Genomic DNA, 24540 nt, shown 5'->3' with positions numbered 1-24540 from the left:
CTCGTCATATAGGTGCTTGCTACAACTGCTTCGCCTGGAGGTAGGGACATGTGCGGTATCACCGGCTGGGTCTCCTTCGACCGCGACCTGCGTTCCGAGGCGGCGGCACTGGACGCGATGACGGAGACGATGGCCTGCCGCGGCCCCGACGACCGGGGCACGTGGGTGCAGGGCCCCGCCGCCCTCGGACACCGCCGGCTCGCGATCATCGACCTGCCCGGCGGACGCCAGCCGATGAGCGACACCACCGCGGACGGCACCGTGGCGATGGTCTACTCGGGTGAGGCCTACAACTTCACCGAACTGCGCGCCGACCTCGCCGCGCGCGGCCACCGCTTCACCACCGACTCCGACACCGAGGTCGTGCTGCGCGGCTATCTCGAATGGGGCGACGCCGTCGCCGAGCGGCTCAACGGCATGTACGCCTTCGCGATCTGGGACGGCCGCCACGACAAGCTCGTCATGATCCGCGACCGCATGGGCATCAAGCCCTTCTACTACTATCGAACGCCCGACGGAGTCCTCTTCGGCTCCGAGCCCAAGGCGATCCTCGCCAACCCGCTGGCCCGCCGCCGGGTCACCCTGGACGGCCTGCGCGAACTGTTCACGTTCGTGAAGACCCCCGGCCACGCCGTGTGGGACGGCATGCGCGAGGTCCAGCCCGGCACCGTCGTCACCGTCGACCGCGAGGGCCTGCACACCCGCGTCTACTGGCGGCTCGACACCCGCCCGCACACCGACGACCGCGACACCACCATCGCCACCGTGCGCTCGCTCCTCGACGACATCGTGCGCCGCCAGCTCGTCGCCGACGTGCCCCGCTGCACCCTGCTCTCCGGCGGCCTCGACTCCTCGGCGATGACCGCGCTGGCCGCCCGGCAACTGGCCGAGCAGGGCGAGAAGGTGCGCAGCTTCGCCGTCGACTTCGTCGGCCAGACGGACCGTTTCGTCGCCGACGAGCTGCGCGGCACCCCCGACACCCCGTTCGTGCACGACCTGGCCCGCGCCGCCGACACCGACCACCAGGACATCGTGCTCGACGCGCAGTCGCTGGCCGACCCCGAGGTGCGGGCGCGCGTCCTGAGCGCCCGTGACCTGCCCATGGGCTTCGGCGACATGGACGCCTCGCTGTACCTGCTGTTCCGCAGCATCCGCGACCACTCCACGGTCGCCCTGTCCGGCGAGTCCGCCGACGAGGTCTTCGGCGGCTACCTCCAGTTCTTCGACGAGGAGGCCCGCCGCGCCGACACCTTCCCGTGGCTGGTGCGCTTCAGCCGCGACTTCGGCGACGACAGCGACGTGCTGCGCCCCGACCTCACCCGCGTCCTGGACCTCCCGGCGTACATCGCGGACGGCTACCGCACCGCCGTCTCCGGTATCCGCCGCCTCGACGGGGAGAGCGACTTCGAGTTCCGGATGCGGCAGATCTGCCATCTGCACCTGACCCGCTTCGTCCGGGTCCTGCTCGACCGCAAGGACCGGATGAGCATGGCGGTCGGCCTGGAGGTCCGCGTGCCGTTCTGCGACCACCGGCTCGTGGAGTACGTCTACAACACGCCCTGGTCCCTGAAGTCGTTCGACGGACGGGAGAAGAGCCTGCTCCGCGAGGCGACCGCGGACGTGCTGCCCAAGTCCGTGTACGACCGGGTCAAGAGCCCCTACCCCTCCACCCAGGACCCGGCGTACGCGCTCGCCCTCCAGGGCCATGTCAAGGATCTGCTCGCCCGGCCGAGCCACCCGGTCTTCGACCTGGTCGACCGCGAGCGGGTGCGCCGGGCCGCGCACGTCGACACCCCCGTCAGCACGCAGGCGGCGCGGCGCAGCCTGGAGAAGACCCTCGACCTGGCCGTCTGGCTCGACCTCTACCGGCCCGAGATCGTCACCGGCTGAGCCCGATCGCCCGGTCCGCCGCGGCGGCCGACGCCTGCCACCAGGTCGTCACCGGCTCCCACACCCGGACCGAGCCGCCCGCGCCCAGCTCCGAGGCGGTGAACGTCCGGCCCGGCAGCGCCGGGTCCGCCGCCACGGTCAGGGTGGCGACCCGGCGGGCCTCGGGGTCCGCCGGGTCGGCGACGGTACGCACCGCCGCGTAGGCCGTGCCCCCGGCGGCCAGCCGGTACGGGCCGCTCTCGCCCGGCGGCACCGGAGTCGCCGCGCCGTCCAGGTCCCCGAAGGTCACCGTGGGGATCCGGTCCACCGTGCAGACCCGCCCCCGGTTGGTGACCTGGAGGCGGACCACGGACGGCTCGGCGGGCACCCCCCGCGCCCGGACGGTCAGTTGCGAGGCGGCGCAGGCGGCGGGCGCGGGGGCCGCCTGACCGGGCGTGGCGGCCAGCAGCAGGGCGGCGACGGCGGCCGGAGCGGCCGACAGGGCGACGGCGGTACGGATACGCATGGTTCCCCCAGAGACGGTCGTGGTCGCGTACGGGAGCGGCGGACGACCGGCCCCGAGGCCGTCGCCCCGCCCACCCCTTCAGTGGGACCACTCAGGGACCCGTCCGGTTGCGTCCCCGCGCCCGAACCACCCGAACCGGTCATCGTGGCCGGTTCGCTCACCCGCCCGTGTCCGGCTCCCGGTCCGGCGGGCACGAACTGCCGTCGGCGGGCAGGGAACCGTAGAGCAGGAAGTCGTCCACCTTCCGGTGGACGCACCGCGACGACCCGTACCCGGTGTGCCCCTCGCCCCGGTTGTCGAGCACCACGGCCGAGGAGCCGAGGCGCCGCGCCGTCTCCACGGTCCAGCGGTACGGGGTCGCCGGGTCGCCCCGGGTGCCGACGAGCAGCATCTTCGCCGTGTCGACGTCCTTCACCCGCTCCCGGACGAAGTCGGTGCCCCTGGGGCGTCCGTAGCACATCAGCAGCTCGTTGAGCCGGTAGCGGCCGAAGACCGGGGAGACCTGCGTGTACTCGGCGCTCAGCCGGCCGAGGTCCCGGACGAGCCGCTCGGCGTCCGGGCGGTCCGGGTCGTCCGCGCAGTTGATCGCCATCATCGCGGCCGGCAGGTTGTCCAGCGGCACGGCCCCGTTGTCGGTGAGGCCGCCGCCGGACGCCTGCCCCGCCGCCCGGCCCGGCCCGCCGCGCGCCACCGGCAGCGCGATGCCGCCGGAGGCGAGGGACTGCACGGGCCGGGTGTCGCCGTCCTGCACCAGCGAGGCGACCGCGCGCTCCAGCGACGGCCACATCGCCTTGCTGTACAGCGCCTGGCCGACGGCGCCCACGAGCTGCTGGCCGGTCAGCCGTCCGCCCAGCCCGGTCGGCACCGGGTTCTCGTCCAGCGACCGGACGAGCTGGACGACCTGGTCGCCCGCCCGGCGCCGGTCCTGGCCGAACGGACAGGCGATGTCCCGCACACACCAGTCCAGGAAGTCGTCCAGCGCCGTCTGCTGGCCCTGCGCCGCCACCAGCCCCTGCTGCTGAGACGACTCGGTCAGCGTGTCCACGCCGTCCAGGGCCATCCGGCCCACCTTGCCGGGGAACTCCGCGGCGTACACCGCGCCCAGCCGGGTGCCGTAGGAGAAGCCCAGGTAGTTGAGCCCGCGGTCGCCGAGCGCCTGGCGGATCACATCGAGGTCGCGGGCCGCGTCGACGGTGCCTATGTGGGGCAGCACCGGCCCGGAGTGCCGGGCGCACTCGGCCGACACCCGCTTCCACTCGGCCAGCGCCTTGCGCGCGGCCCGCGCGTCGCCCAGGTCGACGACGGCGTCGCCCGAGCCGCCCTCCTGCGAGCCGCCGGCGTCGACACCGCAGCTGACCGGAGAGGACCGGCCGACGCCCCGCTGGTCGAAGCTCACCACGTCGTAGCCGTCGGTCAGGTCCATGAACTGCTTGCCGCTCAGCGCGAGTTCCGACACGCCCGGGGCGCCGGGCCCGCCGAAGTTCAGCACCACCGACCCCTGCCGGTGCCCCGTGGCCCGGTAGCGGGCCAGCGCCAGGTCGAGGGTGCCCGCGCCCGGACGGGCGTAGTCGACCGGCACGGTGACCTTGCCGCACTGGAGGTCCTTGGGCGCGCCCGCCTCGCACGCCGACCACGTCACCTTCTGCCGGTAGAAGCGGTCCAGACCCGGCTGCCCGCCGTCCGCTGCGGCCGCGGGCAGGCCCGCGCCGAGAAGGGCCAGCGTGACGGCTCCGGAGCAGGCGCAGCGCCGCGCCAGGGACCGCGTCGAGGGCTTGACCGGCATGGGCGCCTCCAGAGGCGCCGTGCCGCGGACCGGGACGACGCCCTCGCCCACCATAAGCGGGCCCCGAGCCCCCCGCCTCCCGGTGCCGGACCGTTGCGGCGCACGTACGACAGGTGCCGCGCCGTTCGAGTCCGAGCCCCGGAACCGGGCCGGGCGCATCGCCCGAAGGGGTGAAAGCCGCACAAGCCATAACTCGGATGGCCGACCCGCGTTCTACCCGGTGCGGGCGCGTGCCCGCGCCCCTTTCTGGAAGGCACAGGACCTATGAAACGGGTTACCCGAAATGGTGTGATCGCCCTCGCCGCCTCCGGCGCGGTGGCCATGGCGGTGCCGGTGTCCGCCGCGTTCGCGGCCGACGCGGACGGCGTCGCGGCCGGCTCACCCGGGCTGCTCTCCGGCAACGGCGTCCAGCTCCCGGTGGACGTCCCGGTGAACGTGTGCGGCAACACGGTGAACGTCGTCGGCCTGCTCAACCCCGCGGCGGGCAACCGCTGCGCCAACACCTCCTCCGCCGCCGCCTCCAGCGGTCACGGGACGCACGGGACGCGGTCCGACGGCGGCGCCACGGCGCACGGGGGCGCGAAGGACTCGCCCGGCGTGCTCTCCGGCAACGGCGTCCAGCTCCCGGTGCACCTCCCGGTGAACGTCAGCGGCAACAGCGTGAACGTGGTGGGCATCGGCAACCCGGCCACCGGCAACACGTCCGTCAACACCTCCACCGACCGGCCCGTCCCGCACCCGGTCACCCCGCCCGCGCGCCCCACCCCGCGCCCGGCGCCCCGGCCCGTCACGCACCCCGCGCCCGCGGCCGTACCGCACACCGAGGTGTCCCTCGCCCACACCGGCGCGGACCACACGATGCCCGCCGTCGCCGCGAGCGCCGCGCTCCTGCTCGGCGGAACCGTCCTCTACCGGCGCTTCCGGCCCGGGGCGGCCCGCTGACCCGGGCCAGGACGACACAGGGGAGTGTCCCACCGCGGCCGTCGGCCGTTCCCCCCACCGGTGGGACCCCCGGCACCTGCCCGCGCGGCCCGCGCACCCGCAGGGCGCCGCACGCGGCTTGATCCGGCCGTGGCGCGCCCGCCCGTGATCCGGAAGGATGCTGCGCGCACCCGCCCCCACGGAAATGGAGCGCACCGATGGCCCCGGAGGCCCACGACGACCTCGTCCTCACCCCGGCGACCCTGGAGGACTGGCCGGTCATCAGCGGCTGGGCGGCCGACGAGGGATGGAACCCCGGGCTGTCCGACGGCCCGGCCTTCTTCGCCCAGGACCCGGACGGCTTCTTCCTGGGGCGCATCGGCGGCGAACCGGTCTCCGCGATCTCCGTCGTCAACCACGGCCCGGACTTCGCCTTCCTGGGCTGCTACCTCGTCCGCCCCGACCTGCGCGGCCGGGGCCACGGCCTGACCACCTGGAAGACCGGCCTCGCGCACGCCGGAAGCCGCACCGTCGGGCTCGACGGCGTCGTCGCCCAGCAGGACAACTACCGGCAGTCCGGCTTCCGCCCGGCCCACCGCACCGTCCGCTACACCGGCCCCGCGCCCGCCACCACCGCCCCCGGCGGCGTCCGGGCGTTCGCCGCCGCGGACCTCGCGGACATCACCGCCTACGACGCCGCCTGCCATCCCGCCGACCGGCCGAGATTCGTCGCCCAGTGGCTGAGCACCCCGGGCCACCGCGGTCTCGTCCGCCGCGCCGCCGGCCGTGTCACCGGCTACGGCGTGCTGCGCCCGGCCCGCGACGGGGTGCGGATCGGGCCGCTCTTCGCCGACACCGCCGAGGACGCGCGGGCCCTGTTCGACGCGCTCTGCGCCGACGTCCCGGGCCGCCAGGTCTCCCTCGACGTCCCGGCGACCAGCACGGCGGGCGTCGCCCTGGCCGAACAGGCCGGTCTCGCCCCGTCCTTCGAGACCGCCCGCATGTACACGGGCCCGGTGCGGCCGTACGCCGGTGAACGGGTCTTCGGCGTCACCACCCTGGAACTGGGGTAGCAGCACGGCAGCCGGGGTGGCCGCACGGCGGCCGGCCGTCAATTCCGTTGCCCCGGACGGCCGGCTCTGATGAGGTCGGGCGCATGGATCACGCCACTGTTCTCGCCCGTTACGACCGGGAACTGCGCGAGCGCGCGCGCCCCGACAGCCCCGCCGCGCGCGTCGAGCGCGCCGGAAAGGTGGTGCGGCAGACCGGCCGCGGCGCACAGGACTGGAACGGCGTGCTGTGGTCGGCGCTGGACGACGCCGGAGCCGACGCGGAGATCGCCGCGCAGGTCGCCCACTTCGGCGCGCTCGGCCACCCCTTCGAATGGAAGCTGTACGGACACGACCGGCCCGCCGACCTCGGGCAGCGGCTGACGGCCGCCGGGTTCACCGCCGAACCGCCGGAGACGCTCATGGTCGCGGAGACCGCCGGGCTGGCCCTGAACACCGCGCTGCCCGACGGCGTGAGCCTGCACGCCGTCACCGACGAGGCCGGGGTGGACCTCATGGGCGAGGCCCATGCGAAGGCCTTCGGCTCGGACCCGGCGGACCTGTGCCACCGTGTCCTCACCCAGCTCTCCACCGCCCCGGACACCCTGGCCGCGTTCGTCGTCCTGGCCGACGGGGAACCGGTCAGCTCGGCCCGCGCGGAACTGCTGCCGGACACCCGGTTCGCCGGTCTGTGGGGCGGCGGCACCGCGGAGGGCTGGCGCGGCCGCGGCATCTACCGCGCCCTGGTCGCCCATCGCGCCCGGATCGCCGCCGAACGGGGCTACGCGTACCTCCACGTCGACGCCTCCGACGAGAGCCGCCCCATCCTCCGGCGCCTCGGCTTCGAACCGCTGACCACGACGACGCCGTACGTCCGTACGCCCTGACCCCGAGCCGGGCGCGTCGAGCGGTCCCGGGTCGGGGTCAGGGCGTACGCGGGCGGGCCGGCGCGCGGGGAAGCGGCGCCGGCCCGCCCCGGGCGGTTCCCGCGGAGTCAGCGCGCGGGCGACTTGGCCCGGTCCAGCGCGGCCACTCCCACCGCGGCGAGCGCGATCTGGATGAGCCACTCGATCCAGTCCACGCCCTTGGTGTCGTCCACGCCGAGCGCGGAGGCGATCGCCGCGCCGATCAGCGCGGCGATGATGCCGATGACGATCGTCCAGATGACCCCGATGTGCTGACGGCCCGGAACGACGAGTCGTCCCAGGACACCGATGATGATGCCGATGACGATGGCACTGATGATGCCGCTGATCTCCATCTTCGCCTCTCCGTGCCGTGGTGGTCGTTGTCCCCGCGCTGACCGGATGCCCGCTGGACGCGCGGCCACTCCACCCGGGCCGTCACCTGCCTTCGGCCGACATGAGCGCGCCCGCACGGGGCAGGCGCAGGAGGAGACGGTCGTACACGCCGCCGCTCCCGGCGGCCCGGCGCGGAGGTGAGCACACCATGGATGCGAAGGTGCTGGCACGTTTCCCGGCGGGCGGTCCGCGCGGGTCCTGGCCCGCCGAGGAGTACGCGGCGCGCCGCAGGGCCGAGGGCCGCTCCGCGACCGTGGTGATGGATCTGCGCACGGACGCCTTCCTCGTGGTGACGCCCGCCCGCGAAGAGGAATGACGGAACCCGTCCGCGGGACGAACGAAGGAAAATGAACGGGGATCGCGTATCGCGCCGGAGGTCCGCGATACGAGACCTGCCGGGTCCTTCTTGACTGCCCCACCGGCGGGTGTCAGGATCGTCGACATGAACACGCGACCGGACCTCACGCGGCGACGCCATGTCGACCTCGCCCGTGTCTCCAGCGCCTCCTGTCGCCCCGCTCTCTGAGCCGCCGCGCCTCGTCCGCGCCGCACCGCCCCGCGCACCGAGCCGTCCGGCCGACGACGCCCCGACCGCGCCGCGCATCCCGTCACGCTGAAGCCGCGCACCCGTCGTGAGCCACCGCGCGGCCGCGTATTCCTTTCTTCTCGGCTTCTTCTCCGCTTCTTCTTCGCATTCTCTGCTTTCTCCACTTCCTCTGCTTACTCCGCTCTCTTCTCCTCTCTTTTCTTGTTTTCCCCGTGAGCGTTCCGCGCGTATTCCCGCCCGCGGTCGCCGACGCGTTCCCCGGTGTTCCGGTCCGGTGATTCCCGGACCGTCCGGGACCGTCGGCCGCCGCTCGCTCCGCCGTGCCAGAAAGAGGACCCATGGCCACCGTCCTGTCCGTCTCCGGGAGCCCCTCCGCCTCCTCCCGCACCAACCGTCTGCTGCGCCATCTCGACCAGCGGCTGACCGCCCAGGGCCACGAGGTGGTCCCGCTCGACATCCGCACCGTCCCCGCCGAGGCCCTCCTCGGCGCGGACTTCCGCCACCCGGCGATAGTGGAGGCCACCGAACTGTTCGCCCGCGCCGACGGAGTGGTCGTGGGCACGCCCGTCTACAAGGCGTCCTACTCCGGGGTCCTCAAGGCGCTGCTCGATCTGCTCCCGCAGTACGCCCTCACCGGCAAGACCGTGCTGCCCCTGGCCACCGGCGGCTCCGTCGCGCACGTCCTCGCCATCGACTACGCGCTGCGGCCCGTCCTCAACTCCATGGGCGCCACCCACATCGTGCAGGGCTGGTTCACCCTCGACAAGGACATCACGGTGCACGAGGACGGGACGCTGACCGTCGCGCCCGCGGCGAGCGAGGCGCTGACCCAGGTGGTCGACCAGTTCTCGCTGGCCCTGGGCCGCGTCCCGCTGCTGGCCGCGGCGAGCTGAGCACCGCCCGCCGCACCGCCGCGCGCCCCCCGCCGTCCTCACCGGCCGCCCCCTCCCGCCCCGGACCCCCGCACCGTACGGGCACTCGCGAACGGAGACCCCGTGTCCCTCACCTTCCACTGGTTCCTGCCCACCAACGGCGACAGCCGCCATGTGGTCGGCGGCGGCCACGGTGCTCCGGGCGGAGCCGCCGGGCAGGACCGGCCGCCCACGGTCGCCTATCTGAGCCAGATCGCCCGCGCCGCCGAGGACCTCGGCTTCGCCGGTGCGCTCACCCCGACCGGTGCCTGGTGCGAGGACGCCTGGCTCACCACCGCCATGGTCAGCCGGCACACCGAGCGGCTGAAGTTCCTGGTCGCCTTCCGGCCCGGGTTCGTCTCCCCGACGCTCGCCGCGCAGATGGCGGCCACCTTCCAGCGGCACTCCGGCGGGCGGCTGCTGCTGAACGTGGTCACCGGCGGCGAGAGCCAGGAGCAGCGGGCCTACGGCGACTTCCTCGGCAAGGACGACCGCTACCGGCGCACCGGCGAGTTCCTGGAGATCGTCCGGGAGCTGTGGGCGGGCGGGACGGTCGGGCTGAGCGGCGCGCACCTGCGGGTCGAGGACGCCCGGCTGGTGCGGCTGCCCGACCCGGTGCCCGAGGTGTACTTCGGCGGGTCCTCGCCGGTCGCCGGAGAGATCGCCGCCCGGCACGCCGACGTCTACCTCACCTGGGGCGAGCCGCCCGCCCAGGTCGCCGGGAAGATCGCCTGGATCCGGGACCTGGCCGCCCGGCACGGGCGCGCCCTCCGCTTCGGCATCCGGCTGCACGTCATCGCCCGGGACACCGCCGAGTCGGCCTGGGCCGAGGCGCACCGCCTGCTGGCCGGCTTCGACCCCGAGACGGTGCGGTCCGTGCAGGCCGGGCTCGCCCGCAGCGAGTCGGAGGGCCAGCGGCGCATGCTGGCGCTGCACGGCGGCGGCCGGGACGGGCTGGAGATCCACCCCAACCTGTGGGCCGGGATCGGACTGGTGCGCGGCGGCGCGGGCACGGCCCTGGTCGGCAGCCACCGGGAGGTGGCGGAGCGGATCAAGGAGTACCACGCCCTGGGCATCGACGAGTTCGTCCTGTCCGGCTATCCGCATCTGGAGGAGGCGTACTGGTTCGGGGAGGGCGTCCTGCCGCTGCTGGCCGCCGAGGGGCTGTGGCGGCACCCGGCCGGGGCCCGGCAGGGCGGGCCGGTGGAGGCGGCGGCCGCGAGCTGACCCCGCCGCGTCCGCGCGGCGTGTTCCCCGCCCGTACGCACCTCCGGGCGCGGCCCGCGGGCGCGGCCGCCACCCGCTTGACTACTCTGGTGTAGACGGTTCACCGGAGTGCAGGCGAGAACGGGGTGAGGGACCTTCCCATGACGGACGCGAAGGACGAGCGCAGACCGGCCGGTGAGCTGGAGGCCGGTGTGCTGGCCGTCCTGTGGGCCGCCGACTCGCCCCGGACACCGGGCGAGGTCCAGCAGAGCCTGGCCGCCGACCTGGCCCGCACCACGGTGACGACGATCCTGACCCGGCTGCACGAGAAGGGCGTGGTCGGGCGGCGCCGCCAGGGACGCGGCTACGCCTACTACCCGGTGCAGGACGCGCACGGGCTGACCGCCCGCCGTATGCACACCGAACTCGACCGGGACACCGACCGCGAGACCGTGCTCGCCCGCTTCGTCGCCCAGCTCAGCCCCGACGACGAGCGGATCCTGCGCGATCTGCTGGAACCGGACGAGCGATGACCGCGCCGCTGCTCCTGCTCCTGCCGCTGCTCCTGCCGTGCGCGGCACCGGCCCTGGCCCGGCGTGCGGGCGACCGGCTCGCGCCCGGGGCGGCGCTGTGGGTGCTCACCACCGCCGCCGTGGTCCTCGCGGGCTGCTCGTCGGCCGCGCTCGGCGGCTTCGTCCTGACGGGACTGCTCAAGCTGCCCCTCTTCGCCGCCCTGGGCGAACTGGTGCACCCGCTGCGCATCGCTCCCGACGCCGTGGTCGCGCCCGCCGCCGTCGCCGCTGCCGGGGCGCTCGCCGTGTGCGCGGGCGCGCTGGTCCGTACGGTCCGCGCGGAGGTGCGGGCGCTGCGCGCGGCCCGCGCGCGGGCCGGACGCGTCCCGGCCGCCGGTGACCTGTGCGTCCTCGACTCGCCGTACCCGGACGCGTACGCCCTGCCCGGCCGCCCGCACCGCATCGTCGTCACCACCGCGATGCTGCGCAGCCTCGACGCCGCCGAGCGCGAGGTGCTGTTCGCGCACGAGCGGGAGCACAACCGCGGCGGTCACCACTGGTTCCTGGCCGCCGCCGAACTCGCCGCGCACTGCCATCCGGCGCTGCGCCCGGTGCGCGAGGCCGTGCGGCTCGCCGCCGAGCGGGCCGCCGACGAGGCCGCCGCCGCGGCCGTGGGGGACCGGCGGCTCGCCGCGCGCGCCGTCGCCCGCGCCGCTCTCGCCGGGCAGCGGTCCCGCTCGGCGCGTCCGCGCTCCGCGCCCGCCGCCGGCTCCGGACCGGTGCCGCGCCGGGTCACCGCGCTCCTGGTGGCCCCCCACGTCCCCGGCCGGGCCGCGACCCGGACCGCCGCGCTGCTGCTGGCCTGCGCCGCCCTCTCCTTCGGCGCCTCGGCCACCGGGGCGCTCGACGTCCACCACCGGGTGGAGGTCGCCCAGGGCGAAGTGTCCCGCTGACCTTCCGCCGCCTTCCGCCGCCTTCCGCCCCACCGCGCCGGGGCGACTGGCGCGGCGGTGGGTTTTACGTATAACCTCACCCGTCATCCGCCACCGTGGTCCGCCACCGGCCACCGCCACCGTGGTCCGCCCGCTCCGAAAGGCACCGATGAGACGCCTCGCCCTGGTCACCCTCGTCGTCGACGACTACGACGAGGCGATCCGCTTCTACACCGAGGCCCTGGGCTTCCGCCTCGTCGAGGACGCCCCGCGTCCGGACGGCTCCCGGTGGGTCGTCGTCGCCCCGGGCGAGGACGACCACGCGGGCGCCCTGCTGCTGGCCCGTGCCAAGGGGGACACCCAGCGGGCCCGCGTCGGCGACCAGACCGGCGGACGCGTCGGCTTCTTCCTGCACACCGACGACTTCGCCCGCGACCACGCCCGGATGCGGGCGGCGGGCGTGACCTTCCTGGAGGAGCCGCGCCACGAGCCGTACGGCAGCGTCGCCGTCTTCCAGGACCTCTACGGCAACCGCTGGGACCTGCTCCAGCCCGCCGCCCCGTGACCCTGCCCCGCACCCCCGCACCCCCGCACACCCCCTCACCCGCCCTTCACCCGCCGAGGAAAGACCGCCCATGACCGCCGCGCGCATCGACACCGAGACCCTCCGCAGCCTGCCCAAGGCCGTGCTGCACGACCACCTCGACGGCGGCCTGCGCCCCGCCACCGTCGTCGAACTCGCCGAGGCGGCCGGCCACACCCTGCCCACCACCGACCCCGACGAACTGGCCGCCTGGTACGTCGAGGCCGCCAACTCCGGTGACCTCGTCCGCTACATAGCCACCTTCGAGCACACCCTCGCCGTGATGCAGACCCGCGAGGGGCTGCTGCGCACCGCCGAGGAGTACGTGCTCGACCTGGCCGCCGACGGCGTCGTCTACGGCGAGGTGCGCTACGCCCCCGAGCTGAACACCAGCGGCGGGCTGAGCCTGCGCGAGGTCGTGGAGACCGTGCAGGAGGGCCTGGCCGCGGGTATGGCCAAGGCGGCCGCCGCCGGTACGCCCGTCCGGGTCGGCACCCTGCTGTGCGGCATGCGGATGTTCGACCGTGTCGCCGAGGCCGCCGACCTCGCCGTCGCCCACCGCGACGCGGGCGTCGTCGGCTTCGACATCGCCGGGGCCGAGGACGGCTTCCCGCCCGCCGACCACCTGGCCGCCTTCGAGCACCTGCGCCGCGAGAGCGTGCCGTTCACCATCCACGCCGGTGAGGCCCACGGGCTGCCCAGCATCCACCAGGCCCTCCAGGTGTGCGGCGCCCAGCGGATCGGGCACGGCGTGCGCATCACCGAGGACATCGTGGACGGCAAGCTCGGCCGGCTGGCCGGCTGGGTGCGCGACCGCCGCATCGCCCTGGAGATGTGCCCGACCTCCAACCTCCAGACGGGCGCCGCCGACTCGATCGCCGGGCACCCGATCACGGCGCTGAAGGACCTCGGCTTCCGGGTCACCGTCAACACCGACAACCGTCTGGTCTCCGGCACGACGATGACCCGGGAGATGTCCCTGCTGGTCGAGGAGGCGGGCTGGGGCGTCGAGGACCTGCGCACGGTCACGGTGAACGCCGTCAAGAGCGCGTTCCTCCCGTACGACGAGCGCAAGGCCCTCATCGAGGACGTGATCCTGCCCGGCTACGCGTCCGCGCTCTGAAGCAGCCCCTTGACGTAGGCGGCCTGTCCGACGTGCTGGAGATCGTCGGACAGGACGCTCACCAGGCGCACGCCCAGCGTGACCGGCGGGTCCCAGCGCTCGTCCACGACCCGTTCGAGGTCCTTGGCGGCCAGGCCGCGCAGCGCGCCCAGGCTCTGCTCGTGCACGGCGTCGTAGTACCCGGCCAGCAGGTCCGGTGACGCCACCTCGACCTCGGCCACCTGCTCCGGGCTGTGCCCGTAGCCGGTGTCCAGGCGCGGCAGGCCGAGGCCGAAGCGCTTCACCCAGCCCTGGGCGAGCCACACCTGCTCCAGGCCGAAGGCGTCCGCGACATGGTCGTCCTGGACCCGGGTGAGGTGCCACAGCAGCCAGGCCACGGAGTTGGCGCCGGGCGCGGGCTGCGCGTTGAGCTGCTGCTCCGTCAGACCGTCGAGGACCGCGTGGACCTCTTCCCGGATGCGGCTGTGGCCGTCGATGAGGATGTCCTTGGCATGCATACGTCCACCATGGCGCATCCGGCGCGCTCACGCGTCCGCGACCCAGCTTCCGTGGAAGCCGAGCGGCACCCGGCCGGGCAGGTGCACCCGGGCCACCGGCTTGCCGGTGAAGTCCTGCGCGGCGAGGATCAGCAGATCGGCGGCGCCCCGGTCCGGGTTGTGCACATAGGCGAGGGTGTACCCGTCGTCCTCGGCGGCCCGCCGGTCCGCCGCGTCGCGCGGCACGAACACCGCCTCGCCCGCCGCCGCGCCGGTCGGCAGCCGGTGCACCTGGGTGCACCCGCGCAGCAGGTCGTGCTTGATCAGCTCGTTGGAGAAGGCGCGGTCGGGCGGGTTGCCGTCCGGCGTCTCGTAGGCCAGCGTCATGTCGGCGGCCGCCGCCGAGTAGCCGTAGCGGTGCCGCCGGGACACCAGCGCCTCGTTCACCCGGGGGAACTCCTGCGGCCTGCCGTCCACGGTCACCCGGCGCACCTCGCCGCGGTGCGGGTCGACCGTCCAGCGCTCCAGAACCGGGTGGCCCGCCCCGTACGGACCGCCCGAGCCGAGCCCGGCGGGGTGGAAGGGCGCCGGATAGACCGTCAGGTCGACGATCACACGGCCGCCCTCGTCGTAGGCGTTCAGCGTGTGCGAGTAGTAGGCGGGGTCCGTCCCGATCCAGGTCACCTTTCCGCCCGCCCGGGGCATCAGGCCCACCCGCATGGGGTGCTTCCGGTTCCAGATGTAGGGCACCAGGTCGCCGCGCTCGGCGCCCGCCGGGTCGAAGGTGACCGGCGCGTCGATGATCACGACGTACTTCTCGGTGAGCGCGAAGTCGTGCAGCATCGGCGCGTCCGCCACCGGGATCCGCGTGGTGCGCGAGACCCGGCCCGCCGGGTCGACGACCAGGTGCCGCACATGGTCCCAGGTCGGGTAGTACGCGATGGCGTGCAGCTCCCCGGTGTGCGCGTCGAACTTGGTGTGCGCGGCGAACGCGCCCTCCAGGCTGCCGCGGAAGTCGTAGGTCCCCACCGTGTTCAGCTCGCCGTCCAGCTCGTACGGCAGCGGGCCGCTCTCCTGGAGCGCGAGGATCCGCCCCCGGTGCCCGATCACATGGGTGTTGCACGGGAAGTCGTCAGGCGGCACCGGACCCGGGTAGGGCTCACCGAGCTTCCGCGCCACCTGCGAGGAGCGCACCCACCGGTTGCGGTACCACTCGGCGCGTCCGTCGCGCAGCCGCACCCCGTGCACCATCCCCTCGCCCTGCATCCAGTGGTGCGCCCGCGGGTCCTCCAGGCCCAGCACATTGGGGCCGTTGCGCAGGAAGCGTCCGTTCAGCTCGCGCGGGATGCGGCCGGTGACCGGCAGATCGAAGGCCGTCAGCTCCTCGGTGACCGGAGTGAACGCCCCTTCCAGGAAGGGAAAGTGGCGCTCCGTCGGCTGCCGGTCCGCGTCGGCTGCCGCAGCCGCCGGGAGGCCCGGTGTGCCCAGCAGGCCCGCCGTCGCCGCGACCGCCGCGCCGCCGCGCAGTACGTTCCGCCGTGTGTGCTCCGCCATCGTCCTTGCTCCTGAACGCCGTTGCGGTGAAGGGACGTTCCCGAGTCTGTCGTGCGGCGGCGGTGCGATCAGGAGGGCTGGAACCCCGTCGGGGGTGTAGCCAGCCCCCCTGTTCCCGGGGAACCGAGCAGCGCGATCAGCGCGCGGGCGGCCGGACTCGTGGCCTGCTCGGCGGGGAGCAGCGCGACCGTCTCGTACCGCGTGCCCCCGGCGCCCTCGAACGGCAGCGCGGTGAGCGAGGGCCGCTTGTGCCGGAAGTGCCGGGGCACCACCGCGATGCCCAGGTCCTCGTCGACCAGGTCGAGCAGGCTGTGCACGTCGTTGACCTCCAGGGCCACCGTGCGCCGCACACCGGCGAGCGCGAAGGCCGCGTCCGTGGTGCGGCGCGGGCCCCAGTCCGGGTGGAAGTCCACGAACACCTCGCCGCACACCTCCTCGGGGGTGAGCGGGGCGCCCGCCGCCGCGAACCGGTGGCCGGGGTGGCACAGCACGGTCATCGGCTCACCGGCCAGCGGCACCGCGCGCGGCCCGTCGCCCTCCGGCTGGGTCCGGTAGGCGAACGCCAGGTCCAGCCGGCCCGCCGCGACCCCCTCGGCCAGCGCCCCCGAGCCCGCCTGCCGCAGCCGGACCTCCACATCCGGATGGCGCCGCCGGAACGCGGCGAGCAGCCCCGCCACATGCACCCCGGCGATGCACTGCTCGGTGCCCAGCGACAGCGTGCCGCGCAGCACGCCCTGCACCGCGGCCACCGCCTCGTGCGCGGACCGGACCTGCGCGAGGATCCGCTCCGCCTCACCGAGCAGCGCGCGCCCGGCCTCGGTGAGGGTCACCCGGCGCGTGGTGCGCACGAACAGCGGCGCCCGCAGCTCCCGCTCCAGCGCCCGGATCGACGCCGACAGGCCCGACTGCGAGACCATCAGCCGCTCCGCCGCCCGGGTGAAGTGCTGGTCCTCGGCGACGGCGACGAAGTGCTGGAGATGGCGCAGTTCCATGACTGAGAAGCGTAATCGCTGAATCCGATCGGATTCTCCTGTTGGACCGCTGCCCGCCGCTCGCGCGAGAGTGGGATTCCGGTTCCGCGCCCGGAGGAAGCTCCGCACCCGGAGGAACCGGTCGCCCCGTGCCCCACCCCTCAGGGAGTCGTGTTGTACACCGCCCACCCCGACCGCTACGCCGACCTGCCCTACCGGCGCACCGGACGCAGCGGACTGAAGCTGCCCGCGCTGTCGCTCGGCCTGTGGCACAACTTCGGACCGGACCGCCCGGCCGCCACCCAGCGGGCCATCCTGCGCCGCGCCTTCGACCTCGGGGTCACCCACTTCGACCTGGCCAACAACTACGGCCCGCCGCCCGGCGCCGCCGAGAGCGCGCTCGGCGAGGCGCTGCGCGCCGACTTCGCGCCGTACCGCGACGAACTGGTGATCTCCACCAAGGCCGGCTATCTGATGTGGCCCGGCCCGTACGGCGAATGGGGCTCGCGCAAGTACCTGCTGTCCTCGCTCGACCAGAGCCTGCACCGCATGGGCCTGGACCACGTCGACATCTTCTACTCGCACCGCTTCGACCCGGAGACTCCCCTGGAGGAGACGATGGGCGCCCTGCACTCGGCGGTGCAGCAGGGCAAGGCGCTCTACGTCGGCGTCTCCAACTACTCCGCGGAGCAGACCCGCGAGGCCGCCCGCATCCTCGGCGAGCTGGGCACCCCGCTGCTGATCCACCAGCCCCGCTACTCGATGCTCGACCGCCGCCCCGAGGACGAGGGCCTGCTCGACGCGCTCGACGAGCTCCAGGTCGGCTCCATCGCCTACTCCCCGCTGGAGCAGGGCCTGCTCACCGGCCGCTACCTCGACGGCATCCCCGAGGACTCCCGGGCGGCGAGCGACAGCCCCTTCCTGAACTCGGACGCGGTCACCGGGGAACTGGTGGGCAGGCTGCGCGCGCTGAACGAGATCGCCGCCTCCCGCGGCCAGACGCTGGCCCAGCTCGCGCTGGCCTGGGTGCTGCGCGGCGGCCGGGTCACCTCGGCGCTGGTCGGCGCCAGCAGCCCGGAGCAGCTGGCGGACAGCGTGGCGGCGGCCCGCAACCTCGGCTTCGACGCGGACGAACTGGCCCGGATCGACGCCATCGTGCGCCCGTAGCCCGTAGCCCGTAGCCCGTGCGCAGAGCGCGTCGGTGTACGGCGGCCGTCCGCTCCCCGGAGGCGGACGGCCGCCGCGCCGTGTGCCGGGGCTCCCGGCACGCCGTTCACGCCCCGGCGGGCACCCGGTCGAGGAAGCCCAGCACGGACCTGATGCGGCCCTCGCCGTCCAGGGTGACCACGTCGAACCCGGCGACCGGGGCGGAGCCGTCCGCCTCGCTCACCAGCTCCCAGGAGAAGCGGGCCGTGTCGTGGTGCCCGTCCACGGCGCCGCTGAGCCGGAAGACGAACCCCGGGAACTGCTCGTGCGCCCCCGTGATCAGGGCCGCGATCTGCTCGTGGCCGCGCACCTCGGCCAGCGGGTCGGTGTAGCTGCCGTCCGGCGTCCAGGCGGCGGCCACCGCCTTGCCCAGGGCCTCGGGCCCGCTCGCGTTCCATGCCTCCAGGTAACGGGCGGCGGCGCTCTCGTAACGGTCGGTCTGCGCGGACATGGGAAATCAGCCTCCATCGAGGGCGTCGGTTCTGGTCGGGACCCGGACCCCGGTGACCGGTGGTCCGATGGCTCCACCCTGCCCGGTCTGCGGCGCAGCGGTCGATTACCCGGGAGGTCATGCCGGAGCGGCGGCGAGGGCGCGCGATTCTGGCCATGCGACACGCGGAATATGCCAGGAGACTGGCCAAAAAGTCATGGTGACACTGTTTCAGGAGTCAACATACTCGACCTCAGGGACGCACCACCGCACAGGAGCCGTACGGGGAGCCAGGCAAGAACAGCACGCGGACCACCCGACGGGGGAGGAGCAGTGCACGACGAATTCCTGTGCCATGTCACCGGGTACGGCGTGTGCGGCGGCCGCCGCATCGGCGTACCGCTCGGCACCTACCGGGCCCCCACCCTGGCCCTGGCCCTGTGGTGGCTGCGCGACCGCGCCTCCTGGATCGCCGAACGCCTCGACCCCCTCCCCGGCGCCACCCCGTACGTCCCGCCGGGCGCCCTCGTCCCGGTGCCGGACACCGTCCCCGACGTCCCCGGGATCCTGCGCGCCTGGTGCGCCGACCCCCTCCGGCAGGAGCAGGTGGCCGACGAGCTGGCCGGCGGACGCCTGGTGCGGATCGCCGCGGGTGACGAGACCACCGAGTACGAACTGCTCGCCGAGTCGGTGGACGCCCTGCGCATGCAGCGCACCATCCCGGCGCTCCTGCTCCCGATGGGCTGACCGGCCGCCGCGCACCCGGGGGCGCCCGCGCGCAGAAGGCGTGCCCGGACTACGCCCGCCCGCCGTCCGGCCCCCGGTCCGGCCCGCCCGCCCCGCGGCGCCGCACCCACCGGGCCGCCGGTGCGCCCGCGAGCCCGGCGGCCAGGCCCCACAGCGCGGCCAGACCCAGCGCGCCCCACAGCCGGGGCCGCAGCAGCAGTTCCCCGGACAGCCCGCCGCCCACGTCCCCGATGCCCAGCAGGGACAGCCCGTAGTGGGCCGAGACCCGGCCCGCCAGGCAGACCGTCAGCACCGTCAGCACCAGACCGGCCGCCATGCGCAGGGCGTGCTGCCACGCCCCCGGCGGATCCGGGGACAGATACGCCGCCAGGAACGCGGCGGCCGCCAGCAGCACCACGCCCGCGACCAGCAGCCACCACACACGGCCGTCGTGCTCCGCGAGCGTGCCCAGGTTCAGCGTGGACACGTCCGGTGTGCGCAGCACCTCCTCCAGCACCCGCGGCACCGGAAGCCCGAACGGCCCGTCCACCCGGCCGTTCCAGGTGGCGCCCAGCCCCAGGGTGAAGGCGAGCCAGGCCAGGTTGGGCAGACCGAGCAGGATCAGCGCGAAGGTCCGCGCCGGATGCCCCCGGGTGCCCGCCACCACCAGCGCGACGACCAGCGCCACGGCGACGTACACCAGCAGCAGCGCGACCAGGGCGTGCGCCACCGGCCGGACCCGGGCCGCGAACCACGGCGGCCGCGCGGGCACCGGCGCCGTCCGGGCCGCCAGCAGCGCCAGCGCCAGCACACCCGCCAGCCACAGCAGCCCGAAACCGAGGGTGGGCACCACCCGGGTGGTGAACCCGACCTCCGGTTCGGCGCCGAACAGCCGGCCGACCTCGCCGAGCACCCCGTCCCCGAGGTCCACGGCGAACCGCTGCCGGGCGGCGAACGCCAGGCCGGTCAGCGCCGCGAGCCACAGCACGGCGATCCGCGCCGCCCAGCCGGCCGGCTCCCGCGCCCCGAGGGCCGCCCGGCCGCGCAGCGGGCGCAGGAAGCCCGCACCGAGCACGAGCGCGCCCACCAGGGTCACCGACAGGGGCATCACCGTGACCCCGGCGTGCGTCTGCGCCAGCGCCCCCGCGTTCCCCGCCAGGCGGATGCTTCCGCCGACCGCCGCCACCACCGTCGCGGCGGTCACCCGGCCGAAGGCGTTGTCGGGCAGCTCGGTGGCGCCCGCCGCCCACAGCCCCAGCGCGGCCACCACCAGCATGGAGACCAGCGCGGCCAGCACCACGGCGAGGGCCGCCGCCCAGCCGTGACGGGGGGCGGTCGGCGAAACGGAGGACGGCGGCGGGCTCACGGTGCCACGCTAAGCAGCGGCCCCGGTGGCGCGCTCCCCGGAAGGTCCGTCCGCGTCGCCGCGCGGTCCGGACCGCGCGGTGAAGACTGGCGGGCGCGGCACTGGGTATCAGCACTGATGCAGTAACGTCCGGTCGTACCGGCTTCCGAGAGAGAAACGCATGATCGATGACCCGGGCGGGGCAGTGATACCCACTGGTGTCGACATCCCCGTGGAACCGCTGCGGCGGGCTGCCCACTACACCGGTGAACCCGGCTGCATCGCGGACGCGCGCTCCTTCGCCGCGCTCTTCCTCGACCAGCTCAGGAACGAGTGGTGCGCCGAGATCGGCCGCCGCTGCGAGGAGGCGCTGCTGCTGGTCGTGAGCGAGCTGGTCACCAACGCCGACCGGCACAGCCAGGGCCCGTACATCCTCGAACTGGAGGGCACGGACGGCGCGGTGGCCGTCTGCGTGTACGACAGCAGCGCCGCGCTGCCGCGGCGCTATCCGCGCGACCCCGAGCGGATCGGGCGGCACGGTCTGGAGATCGTGCACGCCCTCGCGGCCGAGGTCGGCGCCGAGCGGGTCCCGGTGGGCAAGCGGGTGCGGGCCGTGGTGCGCCTCGGAGGCGACTGAACCGCGGCGGACCTCGGCCGCCCGGTCCGTCCCCCTTCGTTCCGATCTCCTCCCGTTGCGGGCCGGTGATTCACCCAGGGCGAAATGCCGCCCCCTTCCGCGGACGGCCAGGGCTCCTAGGCTGAAGCGGTGACCGACCAAGCGCCGAACCAAGCCCGTGTCGTCCCGCTGCGTCCGCCGGCCGCGCACCCGGCGGCCGCCCGGCCCGCGCCCGCCCGCGCCCTGCCCGGCCGCCCCGCCGCCGCGCATCCGGCGCCGGGCCGCCCCGCGCCGAGCCGCCCCGGGCCCGGCCGTCCGGGAGCGGACCATCCGGCCCCCGACCGCCAGGTGCCCGGCCGTCCGGCCGGGCCGGCTCCGGCCGGGCGGCCCGAGCCCGCCGCCGCCCGCGAACCGCTCTGGCGCGACCTCGTCGGCGACGTGCTGCGCCGTGAGCGGCTCGCCCAGGAGCGGACCCTCAAGGACGTCGCCGACGCCGCGCGGATCTCCATGCCCTATCTGTCGGAGATCGAGCGCGGACGCAAGGAGGCGTCCTCGGAGGTGCTGGCCGCCGCCGCCCAGGCCCTCGGCCTCGGCCTCGGCGGGCTGCTGGCCCGGACCCAGGGCGAGCTGGTACGGCTCACCTCCCGGGCCGCGGGCCGCGGCCGGGGCACCGCCGCCCGGCCGGTCACGTCGGTCACCTCGGCGTCCGCGGTGTCCGCGGCGCCCGCCCCGCGCGTCGACGGGCTGTGCCTGGCGGCCTGACCGTCCGGTCCCACCGCCCGGCCCGGCGCCTCAGACCGTCGCGAGGCGCCGGGTCAGCACCTGGTCGGCCAGGCCGTACGCCACCGCCTCCCGGGCGGTGAACACCTTGTCGCGGTCCATGTCGGCGCGCAGGGACGCGGCGTCGTGGCCGGTGTGCCGGGACAGCACCTCCTCCACCTGGGAGCGGATCCGGACCATCTCCTTGGCCTGGAGCGCCAGATCCGAGACCGTGCCCTGCCGGCCGCCGCTGGCCGGCTGCCCGAGCAGCACCCGCGCGTGCTCCAGCACGAAGCGGCGCCCCGGGTCGCCGCCCGCCAGCAGCACCGCCGCCGTGGAGGCGGCCTGCCCCACGCAGAACGTGGAGATGGGCGACTGCACGAACGTCATCGCGTCGTAGATCGCCATGAGCGAGGTGAAGGAGCCGCCGGGCGAGTTCAGATAGACCGCGATCTCCTGGTCCGGGTTCGCCGACTCCAGATGGAGCAGCTGCGCGATGACGACATTGGCCACACCGTCGTCGATCTCCGTGCCCAGGAAGACGATCCGCTCGTTCAGCAGCCTGCTGAACACGTCGTAGGACCGCTCGCCCTGCGCGGTGCGCTCGACCACGTACGGAACCGTGTACGACCCCATGGTCACCACCCGGCCCGTCGCCGCGCGGCGGGGCGGACGTCGGCCAGCGACTCCACCACCTGGTCCACCATCCCGTACTCCTCGGCCTGCTCCGCGGTGAACCAGCGGTCCCGGTCGCCGTCCCGCGCGATGGTCTCCTCGCTCTGCCCGGTGTGCTCGGCGGTGAGGCGCTCGATGGTCCGCTTGGTGTGCTCCAGGTTCTGCGCCTGGATCTCGATGTCCGCGGTGGTGCCGCCGATCCCCGCCGACGGCTGGTGCATCATGATCCGCGCGTGCGGCAGCGCGAACCGCTTGCCGCGCGTGCCCACGGTGAGCAGGAACTGCCCCATGCTCGCCGCGAACCCCATGGCCAGCGTCGACACGTCGTTGGGGATCAGGCGCATCGTGTCGTAGATGGCGAGGCCCGCGCTGACGGACCCGCCGGGACTGTTGATGTACAGGCTGATGTCGGCGCGGGGGTCCTCGGCCGACAGCAGCAGCAACTGGGCGCAGACCCGGTTGGCCGACACCTCGTCGACCTGGGTGCCCAGGAACACGATCCGCTGCGCGAGCAGCAGGCTCGCCAGATGGTCGTCGAAGCGGCTGGGCGGCGTCTCGCCGTCCTGGGCGCGCGGGGGCGGGGCGGTGCGTGGAGTCATCGCGTCTCCTGCTCGTGGTGGGGATGCCGTCCGCTCCACTGTCGGCCGCGGGCGGGGCGCCGCGGCCCTTTCTCTGCCGGTGGCAGATTCGCCACGGGCAGAGCGGACCGGGCCGCCGGGGACCGGCGCGGGCCCCGGGGCAGATCCGGCGGAAAGAAGTCCCGGCCGAGCGATGAGTTCCGGGATGCCGCACGGTCGATACAGACGACCGCGTTCCCGCACCCCCAGGAGGAGACCCGTGAGCACCGAAGGATTCACCACCTGCCTCTGGTTCGACGGCACGGCCGAGGAGGCCGCCCACTACTACGTCTCGGTCTTCAAGAACTCCGGCATCGGCCGGATCAGCCGCTCCACGGAGGCCGGGCCCGGCCCCGCCGGTTCGGTGGTCGCCGTGGAGTTCACCGCCCACGGCCACCGGTTCCTGGCGCTGAACGGCGGCCCGCAGTTCACGTTCAGCGAGGCGATCTCCTTCCAGATCCACTGCGCCGACCAGAAGGAGGTCGACCACTACTGGTCCAGGCTCACCGACGACGGCGGTGAAGCGGGCCCCTGCGGCTGGCTCAAGGACCGGTACGGGGTCTCCTGGCAGGTCGTGCCGGACGGGCTCGTCGACATGATCGGCGACCCCGACCCGGAGAAGGCGGCCCGCACCACCCGGGCCATGCTGGCGATGGGCAAGCTCGACATCGCCGCCCTGCGGCGGGCCCACGCGGGGGAGTAGCGGCCGGCCGCGCGGTGCGGGCCGTCTCGGCGCGCGGCCCACCGCCGCTCTGGCTAGCGTGAGAACCCGTACGCACGCGCGCCCACGCGCCCGTGCCCGTGCGCCCGCGCACGCACCCGTCACCGAACCGGAGAGGGCGGCAGCCATGCCCGTACGACCTGAGGGAACCCCCTGCTGGGCCGACGCGATGTTCAGCGACGTCGAGGCGGCCAAGACCTTCTACGGGGAGGTTCTGGGCTGGACCTTCGGCGAGTCCTCCGCGCGGTTCGGCCACTACACGCAGGCGTACGCGGACGGCGGGGCCGCGGCGGCCGTCGTCCCGCCGATGCCCGGCCAGGAGGGGCAGTCGCAGTGGTGCCTGTACTTCGCCTCGCCCGACGCGGAGGCCACCGCGCGCCGCATCCGCGAACACGGCGGCGATGTGCTCCTGGAGCCGATGCGGGTCGGTGACTTCGGCACCATGTGCCTGGCCCGCGAGCCCAGCGGCGCCGTGTTCGGTGTGTGGCAGAGCGGCACCCACGAGGGCTTCGGGGCCACCGGCGTCCCCGGCGCCTACTGCTGGGCCGAACTCTTCACCCGCGAGCCGGAGAAGGCGGACACCTTCCTCACCTCCGTCTTCGGCTACACCGCGCGGCGGATCGAGGACGAGGCGATCGACTTCAGCGTCTACGACCTGAACGGTGAGACGGTGCTCGGCCGGATGCGGATGACCGACGACTTCCCGCCCCAGGTGCCCTCCTATCTGAACGTGTACTTCACGGTCGCCGACTGCGACGCCGCAGTGTCCGCCGCGACCCGCCTCGGCGGCGCGGTGCGCTTCAGCCCGACGGACACCCCCTTCGGCCGGTTCGCGGTGCTCGCCGATCCCCAGGGCGCCCTCTTCTCCGTGATCGACATCACCCGAACCCAGGGGGAGAAGCCGCAGGTCGAGGACGCTCTCTAGGGCCTGTCCGGCCGATCATGGCGAAGACGCGGGGTGGGGCACGCACATCCGCCGCGTTGTCGTCGGTTGCCGACGCTCCGCGTCGACGCCCTCCTCCGCCTTGCGGCTGCACGCACCCCACCCCGCTCACCCGTGCCCACAAGGCACTGTTGCCTCCCTCCACCATGATCGGCCGGACAGGCCCTCGGTCCACGGGCGACGGCACGGGGCCGGTCCGGACCGTGGCATCATCGAGCCCATGCGTGAACGAGTGGTG

28 protein-coding genes are annotated in these 24540 nt (G+C 74.4%); 18 read left to right on the top strand and 10 right to left on the bottom strand.

The genetic code is table 11. The features are described from left to right. Positions 1-48 precede the first annotated feature (48 nt). The gene (gene asnB / locus B086_RS0126305) at positions 49-1890 is read left to right on the top strand and encodes an asparagine synthase (glutamine-hydrolyzing) (RefSeq protein WP_018569428.1); all 1842 of its coding nucleotides are present in this window, start codon (positions 49-51) and stop codon (positions 1888-1890) included. Here the strand turns inward: asnB and B086_RS0126300 are convergent. Both B086_RS0126300 and B086_RS0126295 read right to left on the bottom strand, forming a co-directional pair. Further along, complete coding sequence (locus tag B086_RS0126300) at positions 1880-2395, bottom strand: DUF4232 domain-containing protein (RefSeq protein ID WP_018569427.1); 516 nt, start codon at positions 2393-2395, stop codon at positions 1880-1882. The two genes, asnB and B086_RS0126300, sit on opposite strands and share 11 nt — an antisense overlap. Positions 2396-2552: 157 nt before the next feature. Next, a complete protein-coding gene (locus tag B086_RS0126295; protein ID WP_026252782.1) occupies positions 2553-4178 on the bottom strand; it encodes an alpha/beta hydrolase in 1626 nt (541 codons plus the stop codon). A gap of 264 nt (positions 4179-4442) precedes the next feature. On the opposite strand from B086_RS0126295, the gene B086_RS0126290 reads away from it, so the two are divergent. The 3 genes from B086_RS0126290 to B086_RS0126280 all read left to right on the top strand — a co-directional run bounded on the left by B086_RS0126290 (position 4443) and on the right by B086_RS0126280 (position 7035). Further along, on the top strand, positions 4443-5120 hold the full coding sequence (locus tag B086_RS0126290) for a chaplin (protein ID WP_086024275.1): 678 nt from the start codon (positions 4443-4445) through the stop codon (positions 5118-5120). 197 nt (positions 5121-5317) lie between these two features. Further along, complete coding sequence (locus tag B086_RS0126285) at positions 5318-6172, top strand: GNAT family N-acetyltransferase (RefSeq protein ID WP_018569424.1); 855 nt, start codon at positions 5318-5320, stop codon at positions 6170-6172. Between the two features lie 83 nt (positions 6173-6255). After that, entirely contained in the window at positions 6256-7035 is a 780-nt protein-coding gene (locus tag B086_RS0126280; RefSeq protein WP_018569423.1) for a GNAT family N-acetyltransferase, read from the top strand. Positions 7036-7142: 107 nt separating this feature from the next. Here the strand turns inward: B086_RS0126280 and B086_RS0126275 are convergent, their stop codons facing one another. Then, positions 7143-7409, bottom strand: coding sequence for a hypothetical protein (locus B086_RS0126275; RefSeq protein ID WP_018569422.1), 267 nt, complete (start codon positions 7407-7409; stop codon positions 7143-7145). A gap of 188 nt (positions 7410-7597) precedes the next feature. On the opposite strand from B086_RS0126275, the gene B086_RS45100 reads away from it, so the two are divergent. The 8 genes from B086_RS45100 (at position 7598) to B086_RS0126235 (ending at position 13263) form a co-directional block, all read left to right on the top strand. Next, positions 7598-7765 carry a hypothetical protein gene (locus tag B086_RS45100; RefSeq protein ID WP_018569421.1) on the top strand — a complete coding sequence of 56 codons (168 nt, stop codon included), beginning with the start codon at positions 7598-7600 and terminating at the stop codon, positions 7763-7765. Positions 7766-7891: 126 nt separating this feature from the next. Beyond that, a complete protein-coding gene (locus B086_RS46280) occupies positions 7892-7975 on the top strand; it encodes a putative leader peptide (RefSeq protein WP_381738261.1) in 84 nt (27 codons plus the stop codon). Between the two features lie 359 nt (positions 7976-8334). After that, positions 8335-8889 carry an NADPH-dependent FMN reductase gene (gene ssuE, locus B086_RS0126260; RefSeq protein ID WP_018569419.1) on the top strand — a complete coding sequence of 185 codons (555 nt, stop codon included), beginning with the start codon at positions 8335-8337 and terminating at the stop codon, positions 8887-8889. A 102-nt stretch (positions 8890-8991) separates the two neighbouring features. After that, positions 8992-10134, top strand: a complete 1143-nt coding sequence (locus tag B086_RS0126255; RefSeq protein WP_018569418.1) for an LLM class flavin-dependent oxidoreductase — start codon at positions 8992-8994, stop codon at positions 10132-10134. Positions 10135-10274: 140 nt separating this feature from the next. Next, positions 10275-10646, top strand: a complete 372-nt coding sequence (locus B086_RS0126250; protein ID WP_018569417.1) for a BlaI/MecI/CopY family transcriptional regulator — start codon at positions 10275-10277, stop codon at positions 10644-10646. Then, positions 10643-11578: a M48 family metalloprotease gene (locus B086_RS0126245; protein ID WP_018569416.1), complete on the top strand. Its 936-nt coding sequence runs from the start codon at positions 10643-10645 to the stop codon at positions 11576-11578. Before B086_RS0126250 ends, B086_RS0126245 begins: the two co-directional genes overlap by 4 nt. A 148-nt stretch (positions 11579-11726) precedes the next feature. Next, positions 11727-12122: a VOC family protein gene (locus tag B086_RS0126240; protein ID WP_018569415.1), complete on the top strand. Its 396-nt coding sequence runs from the start codon at positions 11727-11729 to the stop codon at positions 12120-12122. A 70-nt stretch (positions 12123-12192) separates the two neighbouring features. Further along, entirely contained in the window at positions 12193-13263 is a 1071-nt protein-coding gene (locus B086_RS0126235) for an adenosine deaminase (protein WP_018569414.1), read from the top strand. Here the strand turns inward: B086_RS0126235 and B086_RS0126230 are convergent. The 3 genes from B086_RS0126230 to B086_RS0126220 all read right to left on the bottom strand — a co-directional run bounded on the left by B086_RS0126230 (position 13245) and on the right by B086_RS0126220 (position 16285). Then, entirely contained in the window at positions 13245-13760 is a 516-nt protein-coding gene (locus B086_RS0126230) for a mycothiol transferase (RefSeq protein WP_018569413.1), read from the bottom strand. The genes B086_RS0126235 and B086_RS0126230 overlap by 19 nt on opposite strands. A gap of 27 nt (positions 13761-13787) precedes the next feature. Then, on the bottom strand, positions 13788-15293 hold the full coding sequence (locus tag B086_RS0126225) for a carotenoid oxygenase family protein (protein WP_018569412.1): 1506 nt from the start codon (positions 15291-15293) through the stop codon (positions 13788-13790). A 68-nt stretch (positions 15294-15361) separates the two neighbouring features. Continuing rightward, entirely contained in the window at positions 15362-16285 is a 924-nt protein-coding gene (locus B086_RS0126220) for a LysR family transcriptional regulator (RefSeq protein WP_018569411.1), read from the bottom strand. A 153-nt stretch (positions 16286-16438) separates the two neighbouring features. On the opposite strand from B086_RS0126220, the gene mgrA reads away from it, so the two are divergent. Beyond that, the gene (gene mgrA / locus B086_RS0126215) at positions 16439-17431 is read left to right on the top strand and encodes an L-glyceraldehyde 3-phosphate reductase (protein WP_018569410.1); all 993 of its coding nucleotides are present in this window, start codon (positions 16439-16441) and stop codon (positions 17429-17431) included. 106 nt (positions 17432-17537) lie between these two features. Here the strand turns inward: mgrA and B086_RS0126210 are convergent, their stop codons facing one another. Further along, on the bottom strand, positions 17538-17921 hold the full coding sequence (locus B086_RS0126210; protein WP_018569409.1) for a nuclear transport factor 2 family protein: 384 nt from the start codon (positions 17919-17921) through the stop codon (positions 17538-17540). Positions 17922-18233: 312 nt separating this feature from the next. On the opposite strand from B086_RS0126210, the gene B086_RS0126205 reads away from it, so the two are divergent. Further along, positions 18234-18647, top strand: coding sequence for a hypothetical protein (locus B086_RS0126205; protein ID WP_018569408.1), 414 nt, complete (start codon positions 18234-18236; stop codon positions 18645-18647). A 49-nt stretch (positions 18648-18696) separates the two neighbouring features. Here B086_RS0126205 and B086_RS0126200 read toward each other — a convergent pair whose 3' ends face one another. Then, entirely contained in the window at positions 18697-19992 is a 1296-nt protein-coding gene (locus B086_RS0126200) for a streptophobe family protein (protein ID WP_018569407.1), read from the bottom strand. Between the two features lie 160 nt (positions 19993-20152). On the opposite strand from B086_RS0126200, the gene B086_RS0126195 reads away from it, so the two are divergent. Together B086_RS0126195 and B086_RS46135 are read left to right on the top strand one after the other, a co-directional pair. Next, the gene (locus B086_RS0126195) at positions 20153-20608 is read left to right on the top strand and encodes an ATP-binding protein (protein ID WP_026252781.1); all 456 of its coding nucleotides are present in this window, start codon (positions 20153-20155) and stop codon (positions 20606-20608) included. Between the two features lie 129 nt (positions 20609-20737). Beyond that, on the top strand, positions 20738-21349 hold the full coding sequence (locus B086_RS46135; RefSeq protein WP_018569405.1) for a helix-turn-helix domain-containing protein: 612 nt from the start codon (positions 20738-20740) through the stop codon (positions 21347-21349). A gap of 30 nt (positions 21350-21379) precedes the next feature. Here B086_RS46135 and B086_RS0126185 read toward each other — a convergent pair whose 3' ends face one another. Continuing rightward, positions 21380-21982, bottom strand: coding sequence for a ClpP family protease (locus B086_RS0126185; RefSeq protein WP_018569404.1), 603 nt, complete (start codon positions 21980-21982; stop codon positions 21380-21382). Between the two features lie 2 nt (positions 21983-21984). Then, the gene (locus tag B086_RS0126180; RefSeq protein WP_018569403.1) at positions 21985-22620 is read right to left on the bottom strand and encodes a ClpP family protease; all 636 of its coding nucleotides are present in this window, start codon (positions 22618-22620) and stop codon (positions 21985-21987) included. 238 nt (positions 22621-22858) lie between these two features. On the opposite strand from B086_RS0126180, the gene B086_RS0126175 reads away from it, so the two are divergent. Both B086_RS0126175 and B086_RS0126170 read left to right on the top strand, forming a co-directional pair. Beyond that, a complete protein-coding gene (locus B086_RS0126175) occupies positions 22859-23341 on the top strand; it encodes a VOC family protein (RefSeq protein ID WP_018569402.1) in 483 nt (160 codons plus the stop codon). A gap of 145 nt (positions 23342-23486) precedes the next feature. Next, positions 23487-24284 carry a VOC family protein gene (locus B086_RS0126170; RefSeq protein WP_037873951.1) on the top strand — a complete coding sequence of 266 codons (798 nt, stop codon included), beginning with the start codon at positions 23487-23489 and terminating at the stop codon, positions 24282-24284. Positions 24285-24540 lie beyond the last annotated feature (256 nt).

The sequence above is a fragment of the Streptomyces sp. PsTaAH-124 genome (assembly GCF_000373685.1).
GTDB lineage: Bacteria > Actinomycetota > Actinomycetes > Streptomycetales > Streptomycetaceae > Streptomyces > Streptomyces andamanensis.
The sequence above is the reverse complement of the archived record's forward strand: the minus strand, read 5'-3'. Positions and strand labels throughout refer to the sequence as shown.